20 protein-coding genes are annotated in these 22,759 nt (G+C 70.4%); 12 read left to right on the forward strand and 8 right to left on the reverse strand.

What is annotated here, in order from left to right:
• Positions 1-9: 9 nt before the first annotated feature.
• Positions 10-1,017, reverse strand: a complete 1,008-nt coding sequence (locus tag C8E84_RS07265; RefSeq protein ID WP_159900819.1) for a serine hydrolase domain-containing protein — start codon at positions 1,015-1,017, stop codon at positions 10-12.
• A 53-nt stretch (positions 1,018-1,070) separates the two neighbouring features.
• Here C8E84_RS07265 and C8E84_RS07270 point away from each other — a divergent pair, with 53 nt between their 5' ends.
• The gene (locus C8E84_RS07270) at positions 1,071-2,270 is read left to right on the forward strand and encodes a DNA recombination protein RmuC (protein ID WP_159900821.1); all 1,200 of its coding nucleotides are present in this window, start codon (positions 1,071-1,073) and stop codon (positions 2,268-2,270) included.
• Here the strand turns inward: C8E84_RS07270 and C8E84_RS07275 are convergent.
• Both C8E84_RS07275 and C8E84_RS07280 read right to left on the reverse strand, forming a co-directional pair.
• Complete coding sequence (locus tag C8E84_RS07275; protein ID WP_159900823.1) at positions 2,233-4,593, reverse strand: ATP-binding cassette domain-containing protein; 2,361 nt, start codon at positions 4,591-4,593, stop codon at positions 2,233-2,235. The two genes, C8E84_RS07270 and C8E84_RS07275, sit on opposite strands and share 38 nt — an antisense overlap.
• Positions 4,594-4,626: 33 nt before the next feature.
• Complete coding sequence (locus C8E84_RS07280) at positions 4,627-5,643, reverse strand: 4-hydroxy-3-methylbut-2-enyl diphosphate reductase (protein WP_159900825.1); 1,017 nt, start codon at positions 5,641-5,643, stop codon at positions 4,627-4,629.
• Positions 5,644-5,774: 131 nt separating this feature from the next.
• Between C8E84_RS07280 and xseA the strand changes: the two genes are divergently transcribed.
• Together xseA and C8E84_RS07290 are read left to right on the forward strand one after the other, a co-directional pair.
• Complete coding sequence (gene xseA / locus C8E84_RS07285; RefSeq protein WP_159900827.1) at positions 5,775-7,010, forward strand: exodeoxyribonuclease VII large subunit; 1,236 nt, start codon at positions 5,775-5,777, stop codon at positions 7,008-7,010.
• Between the two features lie 10 nt (positions 7,011-7,020).
• The gene (locus tag C8E84_RS07290) at positions 7,021-7,278 is read left to right on the forward strand and encodes an exodeoxyribonuclease VII small subunit (protein ID WP_159900829.1); all 258 of its coding nucleotides are present in this window, start codon (positions 7,021-7,023) and stop codon (positions 7,276-7,278) included.
• A 15-nt stretch (positions 7,279-7,293) separates the two neighbouring features.
• Here the strand turns inward: C8E84_RS07290 and C8E84_RS07295 are convergent, their stop codons facing one another.
• Positions 7,294-7,851, reverse strand: a complete 558-nt coding sequence (locus C8E84_RS07295; RefSeq protein ID WP_246196839.1) for a DUF4245 domain-containing protein — start codon at positions 7,849-7,851, stop codon at positions 7,294-7,296.
• A 90-nt stretch (positions 7,852-7,941) separates the two neighbouring features.
• Between C8E84_RS07295 and C8E84_RS07300 the strand changes: the two genes are divergently transcribed.
• The 6 genes from C8E84_RS07300 to C8E84_RS07325 are packed head-to-tail and all read left to right on the forward strand — an operon-like array spanning position 7,942 to position 14,057.
• The gene (locus C8E84_RS07300; protein ID WP_246196840.1) at positions 7,942-8,907 is read left to right on the forward strand and encodes a carbohydrate kinase family protein; all 966 of its coding nucleotides are present in this window, start codon (positions 7,942-7,944) and stop codon (positions 8,905-8,907) included.
• A complete protein-coding gene (locus tag C8E84_RS07305) occupies positions 8,904-10,622 on the forward strand; it encodes a fumarate hydratase (RefSeq protein WP_159900831.1) in 1,719 nt (572 codons plus the stop codon). Before C8E84_RS07300 ends, C8E84_RS07305 begins: the two co-directional genes overlap by 4 nt.
• Entirely contained in the window at positions 10,622-11,119 is a 498-nt protein-coding gene (locus C8E84_RS07310; protein WP_159900833.1) for a beta-class carbonic anhydrase, read from the forward strand. Before C8E84_RS07305 ends, C8E84_RS07310 begins: the two co-directional genes overlap by 1 nt.
• A 15-nt stretch (positions 11,120-11,134) precedes the next feature.
• Complete coding sequence (locus tag C8E84_RS07315; protein ID WP_159900835.1) at positions 11,135-11,821, forward strand: carbonic anhydrase; 687 nt, start codon at positions 11,135-11,137, stop codon at positions 11,819-11,821.
• Positions 11,818-12,657, forward strand: a complete 840-nt coding sequence (locus C8E84_RS07320; protein WP_159900837.1) for an MOSC domain-containing protein — start codon at positions 11,818-11,820, stop codon at positions 12,655-12,657. The genes C8E84_RS07315 and C8E84_RS07320 overlap by 4 nt, the downstream gene beginning before the upstream one ends.
• 11 nt (positions 12,658-12,668) lie before the next feature.
• Positions 12,669-14,057 (forward strand): GH1 family beta-glucosidase, encoded by a 1,389-nt coding sequence (locus C8E84_RS07325; RefSeq protein ID WP_159900839.1) that lies wholly within the window; start codon positions 12,669-12,671, stop codon positions 14,055-14,057.
• Positions 14,058-14,141: 84 nt separating this feature from the next.
• On the opposite strand, the gene glmM is transcribed toward C8E84_RS07325, so the two are convergent.
• The 3 genes from glmM to rplM all read right to left on the reverse strand — a co-directional run bounded on the left by glmM (position 14,142) and on the right by rplM (position 16,576).
• Positions 14,142-15,491 (reverse strand): phosphoglucosamine mutase, encoded by a 1,350-nt coding sequence (gene glmM, locus C8E84_RS07330; RefSeq protein WP_159900841.1) that lies wholly within the window; start codon positions 15,489-15,491, stop codon positions 14,142-14,144.
• A 126-nt stretch (positions 15,492-15,617) separates the two neighbouring features.
• On the reverse strand, positions 15,618-16,133 hold the full coding sequence (rpsI, locus tag C8E84_RS07335; RefSeq protein WP_159900843.1) for a 30S ribosomal protein S9: 516 nt from the start codon (positions 16,131-16,133) through the stop codon (positions 15,618-15,620).
• Positions 16,133-16,576 carry a 50S ribosomal protein L13 gene (gene rplM, locus C8E84_RS07340; RefSeq protein ID WP_159900845.1) on the reverse strand — a complete coding sequence of 148 codons (444 nt, stop codon included), beginning with the start codon at positions 16,574-16,576 and terminating at the stop codon, positions 16,133-16,135. The genes rpsI and rplM overlap by 1 nt, the downstream gene beginning before the upstream one ends.
• Positions 16,577-16,836: 260 nt before the next feature.
• On the opposite strand from rplM, the gene C8E84_RS07345 reads away from it, so the two are divergent.
• From C8E84_RS07345 to C8E84_RS07355, 3 genes are read left to right on the forward strand one after another with little or no spacing between them, the layout of a single operon-like run.
• Entirely contained in the window at positions 16,837-17,481 is a 645-nt protein-coding gene (locus tag C8E84_RS07345) for an ArsR/SmtB family transcription factor (protein ID WP_159900847.1), read from the forward strand.
• Positions 17,478-18,782 carry an MFS transporter gene (locus tag C8E84_RS07350; RefSeq protein WP_159900849.1) on the forward strand — a complete coding sequence of 435 codons (1,305 nt, stop codon included), beginning with the start codon at positions 17,478-17,480 and terminating at the stop codon, positions 18,780-18,782. Before C8E84_RS07345 ends, C8E84_RS07350 begins: the two co-directional genes overlap by 4 nt.
• Before the next feature lie 34 nt (positions 18,783-18,816).
• Positions 18,817-19,491, forward strand: a complete 675-nt coding sequence (locus C8E84_RS07355; protein ID WP_159900851.1) for an LmeA family phospholipid-binding protein — start codon at positions 18,817-18,819, stop codon at positions 19,489-19,491.
• A 108-nt stretch (positions 19,492-19,599) separates the two neighbouring features.
• On the opposite strand, the gene C8E84_RS07360 is transcribed toward C8E84_RS07355, so the two are convergent.
• A complete protein-coding gene (locus C8E84_RS07360; protein WP_159900853.1) occupies positions 19,600-22,728 on the reverse strand; it encodes a pullulanase X25 domain-containing protein in 3,129 nt (1,042 codons plus the stop codon).
• Between the last annotated feature and the right edge of the window lie 31 nt (positions 22,729-22,759).

Consider the following 22,759-nt stretch of genomic DNA (forward strand, 5'->3'; position numbering starts at 1 on the left):
CACCCGACCCTAACCGTCAGCCGCGACAGTGCCGTCGGCAGCCGCCACGCACTCGGCCAGCAGCGCGAAGCCCGCAGAGTCCACCGACCGCGCCGTGGCGCTCACCAACGCGACCCCTGCTCCGGCATCCCGGTTCAGCGCGAGGATGCTGCGGAACCCGCCGGTCCCACCGTTGTGCCACGTGACGACGGCACCACGGTGCTCGAGCACCAGCCACGCCGCTCCGATTCGCACCCCGCCGGAGAGCCGCTGAACCGGCTCGAGGGCGCCCATCCCGGGAGCCGAACCGTCGAGCAACGCCCGGACCAGACGGCCGAGATCGTCGGACGTGGACCGGATGCCGCCCGCTGGGCCGAGTGCCTCGCCCACCCACGGCGACATCACCGTGCCTCGACGTGACGTGCCCGTGACGGCGGCCGGACGCAGCTCGGCAGCCGTCGCGGGCACGGTCGTCGCCAGGAGCCCCAGCGGTTCGGCGATCCGCTGCTGGAGCAGCTCTGCGTAGGTCAGGCCAGCGGCTGCCGCGACGGAGTGGCCGAGGAGCATGAACCCGAGGTTGGAGTACGAGGGCCGCTTGCGTCCGACGGGGGTGGCGCGGGCCGCCTCCAGCACCTCCTCGAGCGTCTCCCCGTAGGGATTGGTGCCGTGTCGCCAGAGGTCGAGCGTGGCACGCACGGATGCCGTGCCCTTGGCCAGGCGCGGCAGTCCGGAACGGTGGGTGGCGAGCTCGCCCAGCGTGACCCTGGCGACCGGCGTCTTCGCCACGGGCAAGAGGTCGCCGAGGGGAGTGTCGTCGCTCGTCTCGCCGCGCCGTCGCGAGTCGTCGAAGAGCAGCCCGGTCACCGCCTTGGAGACGGACCCGATCTCGACTTCGGCGCCCGGCTCGAGGCCGACCTGGGCGATGTGCACCTGCCCGTGCAGCACCCTGGCGACGACGAAGCGGTCGTGGCGTCGGCCGAGGTGGTGCAGGGCCCGGGCCGCCAGGGCGCCGTCCCCGGAGGTGCGGATCGCGGACATGCCCGCCCAACGGTCCACGCGTCCTGTCGGTGCCCCGTGCCAGAGTCGGTGGCATGAACACATGGGTGTGGGGTCTGCTCGGGCTGGTCGTCGGGGTCGCCGTGACGATCGTCGTGACTCGCTTGGTGGATGCCGCGCGCTCGGCCGCCGTCGTCACCGAGCGTGATCTGTTGCGCGAACGGGTGCTCGACCTCGAGACCTCGCTCGCCGAGGACCTCGAGACCGCCGCCCTGCTCGCTCCTCTCAAGGACGCACTCGTGCGGGTCGAGCACCAGGTCGGCACGCTCGAACGCGACCGGATGCAGCAGTTCGGCGCCATCCGGGGTCTGCTCGCCCGCGTCGAGGATGAGACCCAGCACCTGGGCCGCCAGACGGCCTCGCTGGCGGGCTCGCTGCGGTCCTCGACGGTGCGCGGCGCATGGGGTGAGGTGCAGCTGCGCCGGGTGCTCGAGGCCTCGGGGATGCTGGCGCGCTGCGACTTCGACGAGCAGGTCAGCGCGGTCAGTGCCCACGACCGCGGCGTGCGCCCCGACGTCGTCGTGCGCCTGCCCGGTGACAAGGTCCTCGTGGTCGACGCCAAGGCCCCGATGAACGCCTTCCTCGACGCCCAGGGCGAAGACCTCGGCGATGACGAGCGCGGCGACCTGCTGCGCGAGCACGCGGCCTCACTGGCCAAGCACGTGTCGGCCCTGGCCACCAAGGAGTACTGGTCAGCGTTCCGCGAGGGCCCCGAGATGGTGGTCTGCTTCGTGCCGAGCGACGCCATGCTGGGTGCCGCCCTCGCGGCCCAGCCGTCCCTGCACGACCAGGCGCTCTCGCAGCGGGTCGTGCTCGTCGGCCCGGGCGCGCTGATGGCCCTGCTGCGCACGGTGGCGTTCACCTGGCAACAGGACGCGCTGTCCTCCAGTGCCCGCGAACTGCTCGACCTCGGGCGCGACCTGCACCGGCGGCTCGCGACGCTCGGCACCCACACCGCCAAGGTGGGGCGCAGCCTCCAGTCCAGCGTCGAGGCCTACAACGCGATGGTCGGGGCCCTGGAGTCCCGCGTCATGGTCACCGCGCGCCGGATGAACGACCTCGACCTCGTCGACGACGACCTACCGGTTCTCACACCGGTGGAGAGCGCCCCCCGGCCGCTGACCGCGCAAGAGCTCATCGACGACGTCACCGCCCAGGATGCGCGCCCCGAGCTGCTGCTCGACCTCGACGTCGGGCTCAGGCACCCACGTAGGTCGCGAGGTGCTTCCCGGTAAGGGTCGAGCGGGCGGCGACGAGGTCTGCCGGGGCGCCCTCGAAGACGATCGTGCCGCCGTCGTGACCGGCCCCGGGGCCGAGGTCGATGATCCAGTCGGCGTGCGCCATCACGGCCTGGTGGTGCTCGATGACGATGACCGACTTGCCCGAGTCGACGAGGCGGTCAAGCAGCCCGAGCAGGTTGCCGACGTCGGCCAGGTGCAACCCCGTCGTGGGCTCGTCGAGCACGTAGATCTCGCCCTTGTCGGCCATCTGCACGGCCAACTTCAGGCGCTGGCGCTCACCTCCGGACAACGTGCTGAGCGGCTGGCCGAGGCTGATGTAGCCCAGACCGACATCGGTCAGGCGCGCGAGGATCGTGTGCGCGGCCGGGGTCTTGGCCTCGCCCGAGGCGAAGAACACCTCGGCCTCGTCGACCGACAGGGCGAGCACCTCGGCGATGTTCTTTCCCCCGAGGGTGTACTCGAGCACCGACGCCTGAAAGCGCTTGCCCTCGCAGTCCTCACACGGTGACTCCATCGTCGCCATGATCCCGAGGTCGGTGATGATGACGCCCGCGCCGTTGCACGTGGGGCAGGCCCCCTCGGAGTTCGAGCTGAACAGCGCCGGCTTGACCCCGTTCACCTTGGCGAAGGCCTTGCGGATCGGCTCGAGCAGGCCGGTGTACGTGGCCGGGTTGCTGCGCCGCGACCCCTTGATCGCACCCTGGTCCACGACGACGACATCGTCGCGCTTGGCGACCGAGCCGTGGATCAGCGAGCTCTTGCCCGAGCCGGCCACACCGGTCACGACGCACAGCACCCCGAGGGGGATGTCGACGTCCACGCCCCGCAGGTTGTGGGTCGAGGCCCCCCGGACCTCGACCGCGCCAGTGGCCCCGCGCACGCTCGGCTTCAGCGTCGCCCGATCGTCCAGGTGTCGCCCGGTGATGGTGTCGCTGGCGCGCAGCCCGTCGACCGACCCCTCGAAGCAGATCGAGCCGCCGCCCGACCCCGCCCCCGGGCCGAGGTCGACGACGTGGTCGGCGATGGCGATGGTCTCGGGCTTGTGCTCGACGACGAGCACGGTGTTCCCCTTGTCGCGCAGCTGCAGGAGCAGGGTGTTCATCCGCTCGATGTCGTGCGGGTGCAGGCCGACCGTGGGCTCGTCGAAGACGTAGGTGACGTCGGTGAGCGAGGACCCCAGGTGGCGGATCATCTTCGTGCGCTGGGCCTCCCCACCGGAGAGCGTCCCGGCCGGGCGGTCGAGGGAGAGGTAGCCCAGGCCGATCTCGGTGAACGAGTCGAGCAGGTGCTGCAACCCGGTGAGCAGGGGCGCCACCGACGGCTCGTCCAGGTCGCGCACCCACGAGGCGAGGTCGTTGATCTGCATGGCGCACAGATCGGCGATGCTCTTGCCGTTGATCAGGGAGGCGCGTGCCTCAGCGGTGAGGCGGGTGCCGCCGCACTCCGGGCAGGCCTGGAAGGTGACGGCCCGCTCGACGAAGCGCCGCACGTGGGGCTGCATCGCCTCCGGGTCCTTGGACAGCATCGACTTCTGGATCTTCGGGATGATCCCCTCGAAGGTGAGGTTGACTCCCTCGACCTTGATCTTCGTCGGCGGCGCGAACAGCATCGTGTCGAGCTGCTTGGCGGTGAAGTCGGCGATGGGCTTGTCCATCGGCAGGCCCATTCCCTCGAACAGCCGGCCGTACCAGCCGTCCATGGAGTAGCCGGGCACCGTCAGCGCACCCTCGCGCAGCGACTTCGAGTCGTCGTACAGCGCCGTGCGGTCGATGTCGCTGACGTGGCCCATGCCCTCGCAGCGCGGACACATGCCGCCGAGGTAGACCGCCTCCTTGACGACGTTCTTCTCGACCCGACCACCCTTGTCGGTGGACATGACGCCACTCGCCTTGCGGGTCGGGACGTTGAACGAGTAGGCCGTGGGCGGGCCGAGGTGCGGCTGGGCCAGGCGGCTGAACAGGATGCGCAACATGGCGTTCGCGTCGGTAGCGGTGCCCACGGTGGAGCGTGGGTTGGCACCCATCCGTTCCTGGTCGACGATGATCGCCGTGGTCAGCCCCTCCAGGTGGTCGACCTCGGGGCGGGCCAAGCTCGGCATGAACCCCTGGAGGAAGGCGCTGTAGGTCTCGTTGATCATCCGCTTGGACTCCGCGGCGATCGTCGCGAAGACCAGCGAGCTCTTCCCCGACCCGGACACCCCGGTGAAGACCGTGAGCCTGCGCTTTGGCAGTTCGACGTTGACGCCCTTGAGGTTGTTCTCGCGAGCACCCAGCACGCGGATCAGGTCGTGCGAGTCAGCGGGGTGTGGCGTGGTCATGCCGGTCAGGCTAGACGCCGACGGCGACACCCGTCAGTGCAAACCGGAGGAGCTGTCGGCGAAGCTCGCGTCGTGGCGCATCGTGTCGGCCTTGCCGGCTGCCTTGAGGTCACGCCGGATCTCGGCGGGCAGCGAGAACATGATCGACTCCTCCGCCGCGACGACCGGGGACACGTCGCCGTAGCCGCGAGCGGCGAGGTACTCGAGCACCTCGCGCACGAGGATCTCAGGCACCGAGGCGCCAGAGGTCACCCCCACCGTCGAGACCCCGTCGAGCCAGGACTCGTCGATCTCGTCGGCGTAGTCGACCAGGTGCCCGGCGGGCGTCCCGTGCTCGAGGGCCACCTCGACCAGACGCACCGAGTTGGAGGAGTTGCACGAGCCGATGACGAGCATGAGGTCGCAGTCGGCGGCCATCTGCTTCACCGCGAGCTGACGGTTCTGTGTGGCGTAGCAGATGTCGTCGCTCGGCGGGTCCTGCAGGCTGGGGAAGCGCTCACGAAGGCGGCGCACCGTCTCCATGGTCTCGTCGACCGAGAGCGTGGTCTGCGAGAGCCACACGACCTTGTCGGGGTCGCGAACGGTGACGTTGTCGACGTCGTCGGGGCCGTCGACGAGCTGGATGTGCTCGGGGGCCTCACCGGCGGTTCCGATGACCTCCTCGTGGCCCTCGTGGCCGATGAGGAGGATGTCGTAGTCCTCGTCGGCGAAGCGCACGGCCTCGCGGTGCACCTTGGTGACCAGGGGGCAGGTGGCGTCGATGGTGCGCAGCGACAGGGCACGAGCCTCCTCGTGCACCACCGGGGCGACCCCGTGCGCGGAGAACACGACGGTCGCACCCTCGGGCACCTCGTCGGTCTCGTCGACGAAGATCGCACCGCGCTTCTGCAGCGTCGTGACGACGTGCTTGTTGTGCACGATCTCCTTGCGGACGTAGACCGGGGAGCCGTAGAGGTCGAGAGCCTTCTCGACGGTCACCACGGCCCGGTCCACCCCCGCGCAGTAGCCACGGGGGGCGGCGAGGAGCACACGTTTGCCGGAGTCAGCCATGCCACCCATGGTAGGTCGCCCTCACCACGACCCCGAATCCTCGTGTCCGTCAGGTTCGTGGCCATCGCCCCGCCGCCGCGCCGGGCTCCTGCTGAGCGAGGACCGTCGGACCCCGGCCCTAGGGTGACGCCATGACCACCCTGCCCGAGCGCGCCGCCGACACCACGGCCGAGCAGCCCTGGCCGGTGCGCCTGCTCTCGATGAAGATCGGGGAGTACGTAGAGAAGATGTCGACCCTGTGGGTCGAGGGCCAGGTCGTCCAGCTCAACCGCCGACCCGGCGCCCGCACCGCCTTCCTCACGCTGCGCGACCCCGACGTCGACATGAGCCTGTCGGTCTCCATCCACGTCAACGCCCTCGACGCGATGCCGACCCCACTCGGCGAGGGCGCCCGCGTCGTCCTGCAGGCCAAGCCCACGTTCTGGGCCCAGCGCGGATCGCTCATGCTCGACGCCCGCCAGATCCGCCCCGTCGGCGTCGGCGAGCTGCTCGCGCGCCTGGAGTACCTCAAGCGACACCTCGCCCAGGAGGGGCTGTTCGACCGCGAGCGCAAGAAGCCCCTGCCCTTCCTCCCCCGGCGCATCGGGCTGGTCTGCGGGCGGGCGAGCGCCGCCGAGCGTGACGTCGTCGAGAACGCCCGCCGCCGCTGGCCCTCCGCGGTGTTCGAGATCCGTCAGGTCGCGGTGCAGGGCGCGGATGCCGTGTCGCAGGTGTGCGCGGCCCTGGCCGAACTCGACGCCCACCCCGAGGTCGACGTCATCGTCATCGCCCGCGGCGGAGGCGGGGTGGAGGACCTCCTGCCGTTCAGCAACGAGAGCATGGTTCGGGCCGTCGCGGCTGCGGTCACTCCCGTCGTCAGCGCCATCGGCCACGACGTCGACACCCCGCTGCTCGACCTCGTCGCCGACCACCGCGCGTCCACCCCCACGGATGCCGCGAAGGCGATCGTCCCGGATGCCGATGCCGAGCGCTCGGCGGTCGCCGCAGCTCGCGCTCGTGGTCACCGCGCCCTCACTGCGCGACTGCACCACGAACGCCGACGGCTGGTCGAGCTGCGCAGCCGCCCCGTCCTCACCGACAAGGGGGCGTTCGTGCGCAGCCAGCGGGCCGTGGTCGAGGCCCTTCGTGACCGCAGCCGCCGCCGCGTGGAGGCCCAGCTGCACCGGGCCCGCGACCACACCACGCACCTGCGAACGCAGGTGCGCACCCTGTCGCCGCAGTCGACGCTCGACCGCGGCTACGCGATCGTGCAGCACGCCGACGGCGCGGTGGTGAGCGACCCGGCATCCGTGGTCGTGGGTGAGCTGCTGCGCGTGCGCGTCGCGCGCGGCGACTTCGGGGTCAAGCCTGTCGGGCACGACGGCTAGGGTTTCGGACATGGCGAACGAGGCTGACGCGGACCCGCAGGCTGCTGAATCAACAGGTGCGGCGACGGCATCCGCCGTGCACGCCGACATCGCGGGGCTGACGTACGAGCAGGCGCGCGACGAGCTCGTCGACATCGTCGCCCGGCTCGAGAACGGACAGTCCGGGCTCGAGGAGAGCATGGGCCTGTGGCAGCGGGGCGAGGCCCTGGCCGCCCACTGCGCGACGTGGCTGGACCGCGCCGAGGCGAAGATCGCCGCCCAGGAGTGACCGGAGGGTCGGTGCTCAGGGAGTGACCGGCTGGAGGGTCTCGACGAACTGCGTCATCTCGTCGAACGTCGCGGTGCCGGTGATGAGCGTGGTCAGCTCGTCCTCATCCTCCGGGGCGTCGACGAGGCTGTTCTGAACCTTGGTGTCGCGCTCGTACATCGTCCACGTGCGCCCCGCAGCCTCCAGGGTGCCGACCTTGGGCGCACGGTTGGTCTGCGACTCGATCCATTCCCGGTTTGGATCAAGGGTCTGCTCGACCGCGACATAGGTGCCCGAGGGGGTCTGGTACCCCGCGTGCCACGTCGGGAAGCCACCCGTGGTGACGGTGTAGCGAGCAGAGGTCGCCGTCCACCCCTCGGGCAGACCCACCGGCTGCACGATCGGCCAGCCCGTGCGCTCCCGCACGTCGACGGCAGTCGCCGTGACGTCGACCGGCGGCCCGCTGACCGAGCTGACCCGCGGGACGATGAGCACGAGCACGGCGACCATCGCGAGCACCGCGGCGAGGGAGTACACCAGGTTCTTGGCAGACCCCATCGAGTAGCGGCTGCGGGCGGGCGCGGGCGTGGTCACCCCCCTATCGTCGCCGAAGGGTGCCCGGGACGCCGAATCACCCTCGACGCTAGGGTTGGTCCAGCCGTCACACGCTCACGTCAGGACGTCATGGACACCACGAACGACATGAACCCGAGCACACCAGATCGCGACCCCGGCCGAGCTGTCGCCGTCATCGGCGAACTGCTCGTCGACGTCGTGCACACCCCCGACGGCGCCACGGCCGAACACGTGGGTGGCTCACCGGCCAACGTCGCCCTGGGACTGGCCCGGCTCGGCCACGACACCTGGTTCGCGACGCTCGTCGGCACCGACGATCGCGGCATCCGCTGTGCCCAGCACGTCGAGGACGGTGGGGTGCACCTGCTCCCCGGGAGCATCAGCGACACCCACCCCACGTCGACGGCCGAGGCGACGATCGACGACTCCGGCGCCGCCAGCTACGTCTTCGACCTGCACTGGGACCTCGCCCCCGTCGAGCTCCCGCCGGATGCCGGTCACCTGCACATCGGGTCCATCGGCACCACCCTGCGCCCCGGCGACGAGGAGGTGACCGCCGCGGTTCACGCGATCCGCGCCACCGGCACGGTGTCCTACGACCCCAACGTGCGCCCGAGCATCATGGGCAGCCCCGACGAGGTCCGCCCCCGCATCGAGGAACTCGTCGCGCTCAGTGACGTCGTGAAGTGCTCCGAGGACGACATCGACTGGCTCTACCCCGGGCAGTCCCCGGCCGAGGTGATGGCCCACTGGGCCGGGCTGGGCTCGACGCTGACGCTCGTGACCCTCGGCGGTGACGGGGTCACGTGGCGGGCCGGCACCGGCGACGTCGACCACCTGCCCGCGCTCGTCGACGACGTCGTCGACACCGTCGGGGCAGGCGACTCCTTCATGGCCGGCCTCGTGTCGGGCCTGCTCGACGCCGGGCTGCTCGGCAACGACGCAGCCCGTGAGCGCCTGAAGCACGCGGGCCTGCCCGACGTGCGCCCTGCCATCGACCGCGCGCTCGCGACGAGCGGCATCACCGTGACCCATGCGGGCGCCTACGCCCCGACCAGGGAGGAACTGGCGTGACCGACTTCGCCTACGAGGACCTACTGCCCATCGGGGACGACGAGACCCCCTACCGGCTGCTCACCACCGACGGCGTGTCGGTCGTCGACGGGCCGGGCGGGCGCTCGTTCCTCCAGGTCGAGCCCGAGGCCCTGCGACTTCTCACCGACACCGCCATGCACGACATCGCGCACTACCTGCGACCGGCGCACCTGCAGCAGTTGGCGAACATCCTCGATGACCCGGAGGCGAGCAACAACGACAAGTTCGTCGCGCTCGACCTGCTCAAGAACGCGAACATCGCCGCTGGCGGCATCCTGCCCATGTGCCAGGACACCGGCACGGCGATCGTCATGGGCAAGCGCGGGCAGCACGTGCTGACGCCCGGGCGCGACGAGGAGGCCGTGAGCCGTGGGGTCTACGACGCCTACACCCGGCTGAACCTGCGCTACTCCCAGATGGCGCCGGTCACGACGTGGGACGAGCGCAACACCGGCTCCAACCTGCCGGCCCAGATCGAGCTCTACGCCGACACCGCCCCCGGGCACGAGACCACCTACAAGTTCCTCTTCATGGCCAAGGGTGGCGGCAGCGCCAACAAGTCCTTCCTGTTCCAGGAGACCAAGGCCGTGCTCAACCCCGACGCGATGATGCGCTTCCTCGACGAGAAGCTGCGCAGCCTCGGCACCGCGGCGTGCCCGCCGTACCACCTGGCCATCGTCATCGGCGGCACGAGCGCCGAGTTCGCCCTCAAGACGGCGAAATACGCGAGCGCCAAGTACCTCGACCACCTCCCGAAGGCCGGGGACGCCGCCACCGGCCACGGCTTCCGCGACACCGAGCTCGAGGAGAAGGTGCTCGAGCTGACCCGACAGTTCGGCATCGGTGCCCAGTTCGGCGGCAAGTACTTCTGCCACGACGTGCGGGTGGTGCGCCTGCCCCGCCACGGTGCCTCCCTGCCGATCGCCATCGCCGTGTCGTGCTCGGCCGACCGTCAGGTGCTCGGCAAGATCACCCCCGAGGGCGTGTTCATCGAGCAGCTGGAGACCGACCCGGCCCGGTTCCTGCCCGACCAGACCCACGCCGCCCTCACCGGTGAGGAGGACACGGATGCCGTCGGCGCGGCATCCACGGGTGCCGGCTCCGTCGTGGCCATCGACCTCAACCAGCCGATGGTCGACATCCTCGCCGAGCTCACCAAGCACCCGGTCAAGACGCGACTGTCCCTGACCGGCCCGCTCGTCGTGGCCCGCGACATCGCCCACGCGAAGATCAAGGAACGACTCGACGCCGGTGAGCCGATGCCCGACTACCTGCGCAACCACCCGGTCTACTACGCGGGCCCGGCCAAGACCCCCGAGGGGATGCCGTCCGGGTCGTTCGGGCCGACCACCGCAGGCCGGATGGACTCCTACGTCGACCAGTTCCAGGCCGCCGGTGGATCGATGGTCATGCTGGCCAAGGGCAACCGCAGCCAGCAGGTGACCGACGCCTGCAAGGCCCACGGCGGGTTCTACCTCGGCTCGATCGGCGGCCCGGCGGCGCGCCTGGCACAGGACTGCATCCGCAGCGTCGAGGTGCTCGAGTACCCCGAGCTCGGCATGGAGGCGATCTGGAAGATCGAGGTCGAGGACTTCCCGGCCTTCATCGTCGTCGACGACAAGGGCAATGACTTCTTCGCCTCGGTGACCAAGCCGGTGGCGTTCACCATCGAGAAGAGAACGGGGTTGCTCTGATGCCCTCCACCTTTGATGACCTGCTCGAGGCCAACCGGGCGTACGCCGCGGAGAACCCGATCCTCGGCTTCGACGGTGTCGCGCACGCCGGCGTCGCCGTCGTCACCTGCATGGACAGCCGGATCGACCCGCTGCGGATGATCGGGCTCAAGCCCGGCGACGCCAAGATCTTCCGCAACCCCGGTGGCCGGGTCACCGACCAGGCCCTCGAGGCACTGGTGCTCGCCACGCACCTGCTCGGGGTGAACCGGGTGCTCGTCATCCCGCACACCCGGTGCGCGATGGCGAACTCGACCGAGGCCGAGATCCAGCGGCGCGTGGGTGAGTCGGCGGGCCGCGACGCGACGTGGCACCGCTTCAACACCATCGACGACCAGGAGGCGGCGCTGCGCTCGGACGTCGTGCGGGTGAAGTCGCACCCGCTCGTCGCCGACGAGGTGCTCGTCGGCGGCTTCATCTACGACGTCGACACGGGCCTGCTCACCCAGGTCGACTGAGCGCTCGACGTCGCGATGACGACCGCTCGAGGAAACCCCAGGCCGCGGACCCCGCACGACGCGTGGGCTGAACTCGTCGCCGGCAACAACCGCTTCGTCGACGGTGCGAGTGACCACCCGCACCAGAGCGTCCAGCTGCGCGAGGAGCTCGCGACCGGCCAGACCCCCTTCGCCACGGTGTTCGGCTGCTCGGACTCCCGCGTCGCCGCGGAGATCATCTTCGACCAAGGCCTGGGCGACGTCTTCGTCGTCCGCACGGCGGGCACCGTCATCGACCCCGGCGTGCTCGGCTCGCTCGAGTTCGGCGTCGAGGTGCTCGGCACTCCCCTGATCGTCGTGCTGTCCCACACCTCGTGCGGGGCGATCCGGGCCACCCTCGAAGCGGTGGCGACCCGCCAGCTGCCCGGGGGGTTCCTTCGCGACGTGGTCGAGCGCATCGCCCCGAGCTACCTGCTGGCCGGCACCGCGGAGCCGACCCCGGGTGAGGTCGGCCGCGCCCACCTGCGACACGTCGTCAGCCTGCTCGTCGAGCGCTCCCGCGCCATCCGGTACGCCGTCGAGCGTGGCGACCTCGCGATCGTCGGCGCGGAGTACGGCCTCGCTGGCGGGGCCGTCGAGATCGTGACGGTCATCGGCGACGTCGGTGCACCGGCGGGGCCACCCGGGGAGGGCGTGAGCACGCCCGGCAACGGGCCGACGTGATCACCGTGACCGGGGTCGCCGTGCACCCCGTCAAGAGCACCGCCGTCCGCCACGTCGACCAGGCGCAGGTCGAGCCCTGGGGCCTGCACGACGACCGTCGCTGGATGATCGTCGACCCCACCGGCGAGTGCCTCACCGCGAGGGAGCACGCACCGCTGCTCACCGTCCGGGCCATGACCGCCACCACCGACCCCGGCCTGCCGGTCCCCCTGCGGCTGCGCGCGCCGGACGTCGAGCCGCTCGACGTCGACCAGCCGCACGCAGACCCGGTCACGGTGACCGTGCACGGGCGCAGTCTGGATGCCGTCTGCGCACCGCCCGAGGCCACCACCTGGCTCACGGCCGCGCTCGGCATCGACGGGCTGCGCCTGGTCCACGTGCACCGCCCGCGCCCCCTGAACCCGCAGTACGGCCTGCCCGGCGAGGCCACCGCCTTCGCCGACGGCTACCCGGTCACCCTGGCGTCGGCGGCATCCCTGCGCCGCCTCGACGACTGGGTCACCGACGGCGCCCTCGAGCGCGAAGACGTGGCACGGCATCCGATGGCCGTCGATCGCTTCCGTCCCAACCTCGTCGTCGACGGCGATCTCGAGGCGTTCGAGGAGGACCACTGGCGCAGCGTGCTCATCGGGGACGTCTCGTTCCGGGTGGTCAAGGCGGTCGACCGCTGTGTCCTCACGACGATCGACCCCACGACGCTGGAGCGCGGGCACGAGCCGATCCGCACCCTGGCGCGCCATCGTCGCCGCGACGGCAGGACGTGGTTCGCGATGCACCTCGTCCCGCAGGTCCGCGGGGTGGTCAGAGTCGGCGACGAGGTCACACCGGGACGGTAATCTCACCCGTTATGACGTCCTTCGAGCGCACCTTCCCCGACGGCTTCCTGTGGGGGGCCGCCACCGCCAGCTTCCAGATCGAGGGGGCGACCACGGAGGACGGGAGACTGCCGTCGATCTGGGACACGTTCTGCGAGGTCGAGGGCAACGTCGCGAACAAGGACACCGGCGACCCGGCCTGCGACCACTACCACCGCGTCGACGAGGACGTCGCACTGATGAGCGACCTCGGGCTGGACGTCTACCGCTTCTCCATCGCGTGGCCGCGCGTGCTCCCCACCGGCACCGGCACAGTCAACCAGCCCGGCATCGACTTCTACGACCGGCTCGTCGACCGACTGCTCGACCACGGCATCCGTCCCGTCGCGACGCTCTACCACTGGGACCTGCCGCAGGCCCTCGACGACCGCGGTGGGTGGCTCAACCGCGATGTCGCCGCATGGTTCGAGGAGTACACCGCCGTGAGCGTCGGCGCCCTCGGCGACCGGGTGAAGCACTGGACGACCCTCAACGAGCCGTGGTGCTCCTCGATCCTCAGCTACAGCATCGGCAACCACGCCCCCGGCCACCACGACACCCTCGAGGGCATGATCGCCGCGCACCACCTCATGCTCGCGCACGGCACGGCGGTGCCGGTGATCCGCGAGCTGTGCCCCGACGGGGAGGCGTCGATCACCCTCAACCCGACGTACGTGTGGGGCCCCGAGAACGGTGACGAGCATGATGCGGATGCCGTGCGGCGCGCCGACAACGCCCTCAACGGTCTGTTCTTCGGCCCGATCTTCCACGGCGCCTACCCCGACGGCATGATCGAGGACACAGCTCACCTCACCGACCACGCCTTCATCCAGGACGGTGACCTCGAGACGATCTCGGCACCGCTGGACAACCTCGGGGTCAACAACTACTTCCCCACCCGGGTGCGCGCCGCCCGCGACGGCGAGGACGGCAGCAACCCCATGCCCGGCTGCGACGGCGTCATCGAACTCGCGCCGCAGGGCCCGCTCACCGCGATGGGATGGGAGCAGTCGCCCAAGAGCCACCAGTTGATCATCGAGCGGTCCGCGCGCGAGAGCGGCCTGCCGATCTACATCACCGAGAACGGCTCCGCCTGGGAGGACACCGTGTCGGACGACGGCGCGGTGCACGACCCCGAGCGGGTCAACTACCTGCACGAGCACCTCGGCGCGGTCGCAGACGCCATCGAGGGCGGCACCGACGTGCGCGGGTACTTCGCGTGGTCGCTGCTCGACAACTTCGAGTGGGCCTACGGCTACGACAAGCGCTTCGGGATCATCCACGTCGACTACGACACGCAGAAGCGCACGATCAAGGACTCCGGGCTGGAGTACGCGCAGATCATCGCGAACGAGCACGCTCGCACGCGCGGCGACCGCTGAAACTGACTTCTTGCGCTCCAGCCACCCGGATCCGGGTGGCTGGAGCGCAAGAAGTCGCGGCGATGCGTGAGGTGAGGGCTGGCCTCAGAGGGTGAGACGCTCGCGCACGACGCCGGCGAGGCGGTGTGCCACGGCATCCGCCTCGTCCTGGGTCGGCGCCTCGACCATGACGCGCACGAGCGGTTCGGTGCCCGACTTGCGCAGGAGCACCCGTCCGGAGCCCGCGAGGGCGGTCTCCTCCTGACGCACGGCGTCCTGAAGGCCCTCGTCGCTCTCGACCCGGTTCTTGTCGACGCCCCGGACGTTGACGAGCACCTGCGGCAGGCGCGTCATGACCGTGCCGAGGTCGGCGATGGTGCGACCGGTGGCGGCCATCCGGGCCGCGAGCATGAGGCCCGTGAGCACCCCGTCACCGGTGGTGCCGTGGTCGAGCATGATGACGTGCCCGGACTGCTCACCCCCGAGGGAGTAGCCACCGGCACGCATCTCCTCGAGGACGTACCGGTCACCGACGCCGGTCTGCAGCACGCGGATGCCTTCACGCTCCATCGCCTGGAGCAGCCCCAGGTTGCTCATGACGGTCGCGACGAGGGTGTCGTGCGCGAGCTTGCCGCGCTCCTTCATGTCGACCGCCAGGATCCCCATGATCTGGTCGCCGTCGACCTCGACGCCGGCGGCGTCCACCGCAAGGCAGCGATCGGCATCCCCGTCGTGGGCGATGCCGAGGTCCGCACCGTGGGCGACGACAGCGGCCTTGAGCGGGCCGAGGTGGGTCGAGCCGTAGCCGTCGTTGATGTTCAGCCCGTCGGGGGCGGTGCCGATCTCGATGACCTCGGCACCCGCCAGGCGGAAGATCTCCGGGGAGACCATGCTGGCCGCACCGTGGGCGCCGTCGATGACGACCTTGAGGCCGTCGAGCTGGTTGGGCAGCACGCGCAACAGGTGGGCGATGTAGCGGGTGTGGCCCTCCTGCATGGCAACGACCCGGCCGACGTCAGCCCCGATCGGGCGCGCCCAGCGCTCGCCCATCGCGGCCTCGATCCGGTCCTCGACGTCGTCGGGGAGCTTGTGGCCACCACGGGCGAAGAACTTGATGCCGTTGTCGGGCATCGCGTTGTGCGACGCCGAGAGCATCACCCCGAAGTCGGCACCGGTGTCGGCGGTCAGGTAGGCCACGGCCGGGGTCGGCAGGACGCCGGCGTTGTAGACGTCCACCCCGGCCGAGGCCAGACCAGCGACGACCGCCGCGGCGAGGAACTCCCCCGAGGCCCGCGGGTCACGCCCGACGACGGCCTTGGGTCGGTGGCCGGGCGTCGCCCCGGCCTGGCCGAGGACCCTGGCGGCCGCGACCGACATCGACAGGGCCATCTCGGCGGTGATGACGGGACCGTTGGCCAGGCCGCGCACCCCATCGGTGCCGAAGAGCCGAGACATGCTGGATGGTGCCTTTCGCCGATGGAGACCTGCCGTGAATCTATCCCGAACGCACCGAAGGCGGCACCAGATGGTGCCGCCTTCGGTGCGGGGACGGCACCGATGATCGGATGCCGTCGCGCCGGATCAGCGCTTGCTGTACTGAGGCGCCTTGCGGGCCTTCTTGAGACCGGCCTTCTTGCGCTCGGGGACGCGGGCGTCGCGCGAGAGGAAGCCGGCCTTCTTCAGGGCCGGGCGGTTCAGCTCGGGGTCGATGCCGTTGAGCGAGCGGGCCACGCCGAGGCGCACCGCGCCGGCCTGGCCGGAGGGGCCACCGCCGTGCACGCGCACGAGGACGTCGTAGGCGCCGTCGAGCTCGAGGACCTTCAGCGGCTCGTTGACGATCTGCTGGTGGACCTTGTTCGGGAAGTACCCCTCGAGGGTGCGACCGTTGATCTTCCACTCGCCGGTGCCCGGGACGATCCGGACGCGGGCGACGGCCTGCTTGCGGCGACCGGTGGCCGCGCCGGGGACGGTGGCCGCCGGGCGAGCCACGGGCTCGGCACCCGCGACGTTGGTGTCGGACTCGGAGGTGTACTCGGTGACCGGGGCGTCGTTGACGTCGGTGCCGGCGGTCTCGTCGATCTGGGAGTTCTCGGTCATCACTGGGCCACCTGGGTGAGCTCGAAGGGCTGGGGCTGCTGGGCAGCGTGGGGGTGCTCGGCGCCGCGGTAGACCTTGAGGTGGCTCAGCTGCGCGCGACCGAGGGTGTTCTTGGGGAGCATGCCGCGAACGGCCTTCTCGACGGCCTTCTCCGGGCTCTTGGCGAGCAGCTCGGTGTAGGACGTGCTCTTCAGGCCGCCCGGGTGACCGGAGTGGTGGTAGGCCTTCTTCTGCGCGAGCTTGGCGCCGGTGAGGGCAACCTTCTCGGCGTTGATGATGATGACGAAGTCGCCACCGTCGACGTGGGGGGCGAAGGTCGGCTTGTGCTTGCCGCGCAGCAGGATCGCGGTCTGGCTGGCGAGGCGGCCGAGCACGACGTCGGTCGCGTCGATGATGTGCCACGCACGCGTGATCTCGCCCTGCTTGGGGGTGTAGGTACGCATCAGGTGTCCTGGTCGTAGAAGGGGCAGGGGCGAGGGTCGCCCCGATGGAACTGGCGTATGCCGCGTGCTCCCACCAGGGAACCTCACGTGCCCCGGTCGAGGGCGCACGGCACAACAGTCATCAAGTTTACGGGTGGTCGGGCAACGCCCCAAATCGCCGCCGGGCCCCACCTGCAGGCCACTGACCTGCACAAACGCAGGTACACACCCATTCTGCACGACAGTTGTGCAAACAGAATGTGCAAAGGTATTGTGCACGCATGCCCACGTCGAAGACCCCGCAGCCAGCCTCGGACCGCACCTCCACGCCCGACGTGGGCGACCCCGCGGCGCCGCACACCGGCATCCGCCTCGACGCCACGAGCCTGCGCGTCCTGGCCCACCCCCTGCGCTCCCGCCTGCTCTCCCAGCTGCGGGTCGGCGGGCCGGCAACCGCCACCGACCTCGCCGCCACCCTCGGCACCAACTCGGGCGCCACGTCCTACCACCTGCGCAAGCTGGAGTCGGTGGGCCTGGTCGCCGACACCGGCGAGGGCGAGGGCAAGCGTCGGCTGTGGCGCGCCGCCACCGACTTCCACAGCTACTACCCGAGCGACTTCGAGGGCGACGAGGACTCCGAGACGGCGCTGAACTGGCTGGCCCGCGACTACGTGCGGCACTTCAGCGAGCAGGCCGAGCGCTGGGTCGACGTCTCCCCCGGCTGGCCGGGCGACTGGCAGGACGCCTGCGGCAGCAGCGACGACATGGTGCTGCTCACCGCCCCCCAGCTCCAGGCGATGCGTGACGAGATCAGCGAGGTCGTCGGCCGCTACCGGCGCGTCGGACAGGGCAACCCCGACGCCAAGCGGATCGCGGTCTACCTCTTCGCCTACGCGCTGGACCTCGACAAGGCACCCTCCCGGTGAGCCCCGTCCTCACTCCTCGCGAGGCCGAGCGCCGGCTCTACCTGCTGACGACGACCCGCTGGCTGCCCGTCGGGTTCATCGTCGGCATCATCATCCTGCTCCAGACGGGTCGCGGGTTGACCGTCGCCCAGGCTGCGTCGTCCTTCGCCATCGGCGGTCTCGTGACCTTTGCCCTCGAGCTGCCGACGAGCGGTTTCGCGGATGCCGTGGGGCGGCGGCCGGTGTACCTCGCCGCCGCGGCGCTCGGGGTCGTCGCCGCCGTCGGGATCGCGCTCGCCCAGTCGTTCTGGTGGTTCGTGGCGGCCGCCGTGGTCACGGGGGCGTTCCGCGCCCTGGACTCCGGGCCGCTCGAGGCGTGGTTCGTCGATGCCGTGCACGCCACGATGTCCGGGGTCGACGTCGACCGGCAGCTCTCCCGGGCGGGCTCGGTGCTGGGTGGGGCCATCGCCGTGGGTGCCCTCGCCTCCGGCGGACTCATCTGGTGGGACCCGGTGCGCACGGTCTTCGGCGTCTCGGGTGTCTCCGCCCTCGATGCCGCGGCGTGGGTCAGCGCGGCCCTGACGGTGGTTCACCTCGTTGCCGCCGCAGCGTTGATGACCGAGCAGCGCCCGCCTGCGGCGGCTGGTCGCTCCCGGTGGTCGCACGCACTGTCCGAGGCGCGCACCACCCCCGTGGTCATCGCGGGCGGGTTGCGCCTGCTGGCCACCAACCGCGTGCTGCTGGCCCTGGTCGGCGTCGAGGTGTTCTGGTCGGTCGGCATGATCACCTTCGAGTCGCTCATGCCGCTGCGCCTGGAGGAGCTCGTCGGCTCCGCGGAGCGGGCGGGAGCCCTGGTCGGGCCGGTGTCGGCCGCCGGGTGGGGGCTGTTCGCCGTGGGCTCGTGGCTGGCCGGTGTCACGTCAGGGCGCATCGGCGTCGCCCGAGCGGCCATGGTGGGGCGAGTGCTCAATGCGTTCGGGGCCGTGGTCATGGGGCTGGTCGCCGGCCCGGTCGCGCTGGTCGCGGCCTACCTGTTCACCTACTCCATGCACGGGATGAACGGCCCGCCCCACGCGGCGCTGCTCCACCGGCAGGCGACGTCCGCCAACCGCGCCACCGTGCTGTCGATCAACTCGATGATGGCCTTCCTCGCCTTCGCCGTGGCCGCTCCCCTCGTCGGCACCCTCGCCGACCGGGCGTCCATCAGCACCGCCATGGTCACCGCCGGCGCGATCAGCCTGCTCGGCGTGGCCTGCTACGTCCCTGCCCGGCGTCAGGAGCGCGGCAGGGCGTCGCTGGAGACCAGTGTGGTGGCGCACTGACGTGCGGCACCGCCGGCCTGTCACGCTGGTGGGCATGAAGCACTTCCTGCTCGGTGTCGGCGCCACCCTGGCCACGATGGCCCTCGCCCTCGTCGTCCTGCTCCTCACCCTCGGGTCCGGCAACGGCGAGCCGATCGCGGCGCCCAGCCCGACGGCATCCGACCCGGGGACGGACACGGGGCCGCAGCCGCCCGCCGACCTGACCGCCGACGAGACGTGGCTCGGCACCGTCGACCTGCGCGGCTCCGACGTCGTGTCGGCCGATGCGACGCTCACCGACGTCGTGGCCACCGGGTCCGGGGTCCGGTTCTCCGAGAGCGGCCTGCGCGCCGAGCGGCTCGACCTCGACGCCACCCTGCCGTTCGCCACGGTCGCCACCCAGATCGGCGACGGGGTCCGGCTGTACGACGCCGGTGACGGGCTCGCGGGCATCGAACGCGCCGTGACCATCCTCGGCCGGGACCTCACGGTGCGAGCTGAGGGAACGGTGGTCGCCGACGGCGGTCAGCTGCTCATCGAGCCCCGCACCGTCGACCTCGGCGGGCCGGACTTCCTCGACAGCGCCCTCAGTTCGTTGGCGCGCAGCCTCGTGACGATCCGCCAGCCCGTGCCGGGTGTGCCGGACGGGCTGGCCCTCACCGACGTGACTGTCACACCGGCCGGGTTCGACGCCTCGCTCTCCGGCAGCGACGTCACGATCGGTCGCTGAGTCACAGCCGCCCGACCACGTGCACCGTCCCGGAATCGACCAATAGGTCACTGCGGGGAACGGCCAGCCATGTACCCCGAGTGACCTATTGGTCGATGTGGGTACACGTCACTCGCTCGTGACGCTCACCTCGTGGGTGACCGAGTCGTAGACGAACGTCGTCGTCGCCCCGTCCGCCGGGACCGTCACGCTCACGTTGTCCGCGGGGTAGCTCTCGTCGAAGGACAACCCGTGCGCCACCTTGAACTCCCACGTGCCCGCCGGGATCTTCGTCGTGATGATCGCGTAGATGCCGTCGCCGTCCTTGTCCTGCAGCCACGGCCGCATGCACTCCGGCTTCCAGTCCCCGCCGCAGCCGAGCTCTGACTGGAACGACCCGGGCACGGTGATGATCGGGTCCTCCTCGTCCGAGACGGCCCAGTGGGTGGTCGGGTCGTAGTAGAACGACGCCGTGCCGTCGGCCGTCTCCATCGAGATGTTGCCGCCCTCGCGCACGCCACCCTCGCCGTAGTTCTCGGTCCAGGCGCGGTCGAGAGCGGCCTTGTACGCGTACGGGCCGACCGGCAGGGTGACCCCCTGCTTCTTCCAGATCTTGTCCGTGCCGTCCAGGCTCATCTGGGCCTGGTCACACCACGGCTCCCAGTCGGCCGGGCACCCCATCTCGGAGTTCAGCGTCCCGGCGATCGCGACGGTGCCGGGCTGGTTCGCTGCCGGGTCACCGTTCTCGGGGACCGTGCGCGAGGGCGCACCGACGACCTGCGTCCACGAGGAGTCACCGGCGACCCGGCCCGCGGCATCCTTGACGACGGCCCGGTACTCCAGCGGCGTGGACAGCGGCAGTGCGGACACGTCGTGGAAGACGCGGAACGGTGCGTTGTCGTCGGTGCCGAGCGGCTGCCACTGCTTCGCCCCCAGCTGGCGCCACAGGAACGTCGTCTGCGCGAAGGTGCTCGCCTCGACGTCGGCCCTGATCTCGGACCGGCCGTTCACCCCACGCTCGGGCAGGACGACCTCGACGGTCGGGGCCGCGCCGGAGGTGCTGATCGGCTTGTTGGCACGCCACACGCTGACGCTGAGCGGCGGCACCGTGACCTTGACCGTCCCGTCAGCGGACGGCTTGACCGCCGTGTCGGTGCCGAACAGCGGGGTGAACACCGCCCCCTTGCCCTTGGTCCAGGTCGGGAAGGATGCCGTGGCGGGCGTGGTGCCGTTGTTCGCGGCGACGACGTACTCGACGCGACCGGCATCCTTGCCTCCCTTGCCCTTCCCCTTGCTTGCGTTGCCCTTGCCCTTGGTGTCCGAGCCGATCCGGGAGAACGCGAAGATGCCGGAGCCGTCGGTGTCGTACCGAGCGATCTGGGCACCGTCCGCGAGCGCCGGGTGCGCAGCCCTGACCTGGGAGAGCTTCTTCACGTGGGTGTAGAGGGGGTGCTTGGTGTCGTAGCGGTCCCTCGATCCCTCGGGGCCACCGAGCACGGTCTCGGTGTTGTAGAGCTCGACCTGGCTGGCGAACATGTCCTCGCGAGCGGCCTGGTCCCCACCGGTGCTGACGAAGCCCTGCTCGTCGCCGTAGTAGGTCACGGGGTTGCCGCGCGTGGTGAACATCAGCGACTGGGCGAGCTTGACGCGTGCCAGGTGCTCGGCCTCGCTCTGCCCGTCGCGTGCCAGGAACATCGAGGCGCGGCCCATGTCGTGGTTCCCGAGGAAGGTCGGCAACTGGTAGGCGTTGCTGTCGGCGTCGGTGTACCAGTCGTCCTTGGCGAAGAAGTCGCCCAGCACGTCGGTCGGGTTGCCCTTGGCGAAGTCGACACCCTGCTGCTGGAAGCCGAAGTCGAGCGTGGCCTGCAGCTTGCCGGCGGTCGTGTACTCCGACATCACCGCGGGGTTGCCGTCGTAGACCTCACCGAAGGCGAAGAAGTCGTCGTTGCCGATGCGGTCGGCCGCGCCGAGGATGTCGGGCACGAACTGCTGCCAGAACTCGAGGTTGACGTGCTTCACGGTGTCGATCCTGAAGCCGTCGATCCCGAACTCGACCCAGGTCTTGTAGATCTCACCCATGCCGTCGACGACCTCGGGGCGCTCGGTGAACAGGTCGTCGAGGCCGATGAAGTCGCCGTACGTCGAGGACTCACCGGCGAAGGTCGAGTCGCCCCGGTTGTGGTACATCGTCGGGTCGTTGAGCCAGGACGGGGTCTTGGCGTCCTCGTCCCCCTCGGCGAGGAACGGGGTGTACGGGAAGGATCCGGCATCGAGCTCGGGCCACTCGGCGGCCGGCTTGCTCACGTGGTCGCGGTCGTCGAACGGCTCGCCGGCGGCATCCTCGTACGGGTACGCCTTCTTGGAGCGGTAGGTGTACTGCTTCTCCTCGTAGTCGATGACGTCGGCGGTGTGGTTGGTGATGATGTCGAAGAAGACCTTCATCCCCTTGGCGTGCGCGGCGTCGATGAGGTCCTTCATGTCCTCGTTGGTCCCGAGGTGCGGGTCGATCTGGGTGAAGTCGGTGATCCAGTACCCGTGGTAGCCGGCGCTCTCCTGACCGGGGGCGCCCTGAACCGGCTTGTTCTTGAAGCTGGGGGTGAGCCAGATCGCGGTGGTGCCCATGCCCTTGATGTAGTCGAGCTTCTCGGTGATGCCCTTGAGGTCACCACCGTGGTAGAAGCCCTTGTGGGTCGGGTCGTAGCCGGTCGTCAGCGGCCCTCCCGTGAGCCCGCCCTGGTCGTTGGCGGTGGAGCCGTTGGCGAAACGGTCTGCCATGACGAAGTAGAAGCGCTCGCGCGTGAGGGCGGAGCGCAGCGAGTCCTCGGCCAGCGCGGCATCCGCCGACGTGGTGTCCTCGTCGAGGTCCGCGGGGGCGAAGGTGACGATGTTGGTGGCGTCGTCGAAGGTGAACTCGATGGATGCCGGCCCGGCGAGCAGCAGCGGGATGTTGTCGCCGTTGAAGGTGCCACCCGCACCGTAGTTCTCGTCCCATCCGTCGTTGAGGGCCACCTTGAACTTGAAGTCACCCTCCGGAACCTCGAAGGTGCCCTTGTAGATGTCGGTGTCGCCGACACGGGACAGCTCGCTCTGGGTGCACGCAGGGTCCCAGTCGTCCGGACACCCGACCTCGCTCTGCAGGTCGCCCACCAGGGCGACGGATGCCGTGGCCGCCTCTGCGGGCACGGCCGTCAGGAGCGCTGGGGTGAGCGCCACCGCGCCACCGATCAGGACGGCAGTCAGGCGTCGGGGTGCGGGCATCGGTGCTCCTCCATCAGAACCGCGCGACGGC

The organism is Ornithinibacter aureus, assembly GCF_009858245.1.
In the GTDB taxonomy this organism is placed as follows: domain Bacteria; phylum Actinomycetota; class Actinomycetes; order Actinomycetales; family Dermatophilaceae; genus Fodinibacter; species Fodinibacter aureus.

Coding starts and splice junctions, on each gene's coding strand:
- C8E84_RS07265 (WP_159900819.1), bottom strand. CDS start 1,017: ATGTCCGCGATCCGCACCTCCGGGGACGGCGCCCTGGCGGCCCGGGCC.
- C8E84_RS07270 (WP_159900821.1), top strand. CDS start 1,071: ATGAACACATGGGTGTGGGGTCTGCTCGGGCTGGTCGTCGGGGTCGCC.
- C8E84_RS07275 (WP_159900823.1), bottom strand. CDS start 4,593: ATGACCACGCCACACCCCGCTGACTCGCACGACCTGATCCGCGTGCTG.
- C8E84_RS07280 (WP_159900825.1), bottom strand. CDS start 5,643: ATGGCTGACTCCGGCAAACGTGTGCTCCTCGCCGCCCCCCGTGGCTAC.
- xseA (WP_159900827.1), top strand. CDS start 5,775: ATGACCACCCTGCCCGAGCGCGCCGCCGACACCACGGCCGAGCAGCCC.
- C8E84_RS07290 (WP_159900829.1), top strand. CDS start 7,021: ATGGCGAACGAGGCTGACGCGGACCCGCAGGCTGCTGAATCAACAGGT.
- C8E84_RS07300 (WP_246196840.1), top strand. CDS start 7,942: ATGGACACCACGAACGACATGAACCCGAGCACACCAGATCGCGACCCC.
- C8E84_RS07310 (WP_159900833.1), top strand. CDS start 10,622: ATGCCCTCCACCTTTGATGACCTGCTCGAGGCCAACCGGGCGTACGCC.
- C8E84_RS07315 (WP_159900835.1), top strand. CDS start 11,135: ATGACGACCGCTCGAGGAAACCCCAGGCCGCGGACCCCGCACGACGCG.
- C8E84_RS07325 (WP_159900839.1), top strand. CDS start 12,669: ATGACGTCCTTCGAGCGCACCTTCCCCGACGGCTTCCTGTGGGGGGCC.
- glmM (WP_159900841.1), bottom strand. CDS start 15,491: ATGTCTCGGCTCTTCGGCACCGATGGGGTGCGCGGCCTGGCCAACGGT.
- rpsI (WP_159900843.1), bottom strand. CDS start 16,133: ATGACCGAGAACTCCCAGATCGACGAGACCGCCGGCACCGACGTCAAC.
- rplM (WP_159900845.1), bottom strand. CDS start 16,576: ATGCGTACCTACACCCCCAAGCAGGGCGAGATCACGCGTGCGTGGCAC.
- C8E84_RS07345 (WP_159900847.1), top strand. CDS start 16,837: ATGCCCACGTCGAAGACCCCGCAGCCAGCCTCGGACCGCACCTCCACG.
- C8E84_RS07355 (WP_159900851.1), top strand. CDS start 18,817: ATGAAGCACTTCCTGCTCGGTGTCGGCGCCACCCTGGCCACGATGGCC.
- C8E84_RS07360 (WP_159900853.1), bottom strand. CDS start 22,728: ATGCCCGCACCCCGACGCCTGACTGCCGTCCTGATCGGTGGCGCGGTG.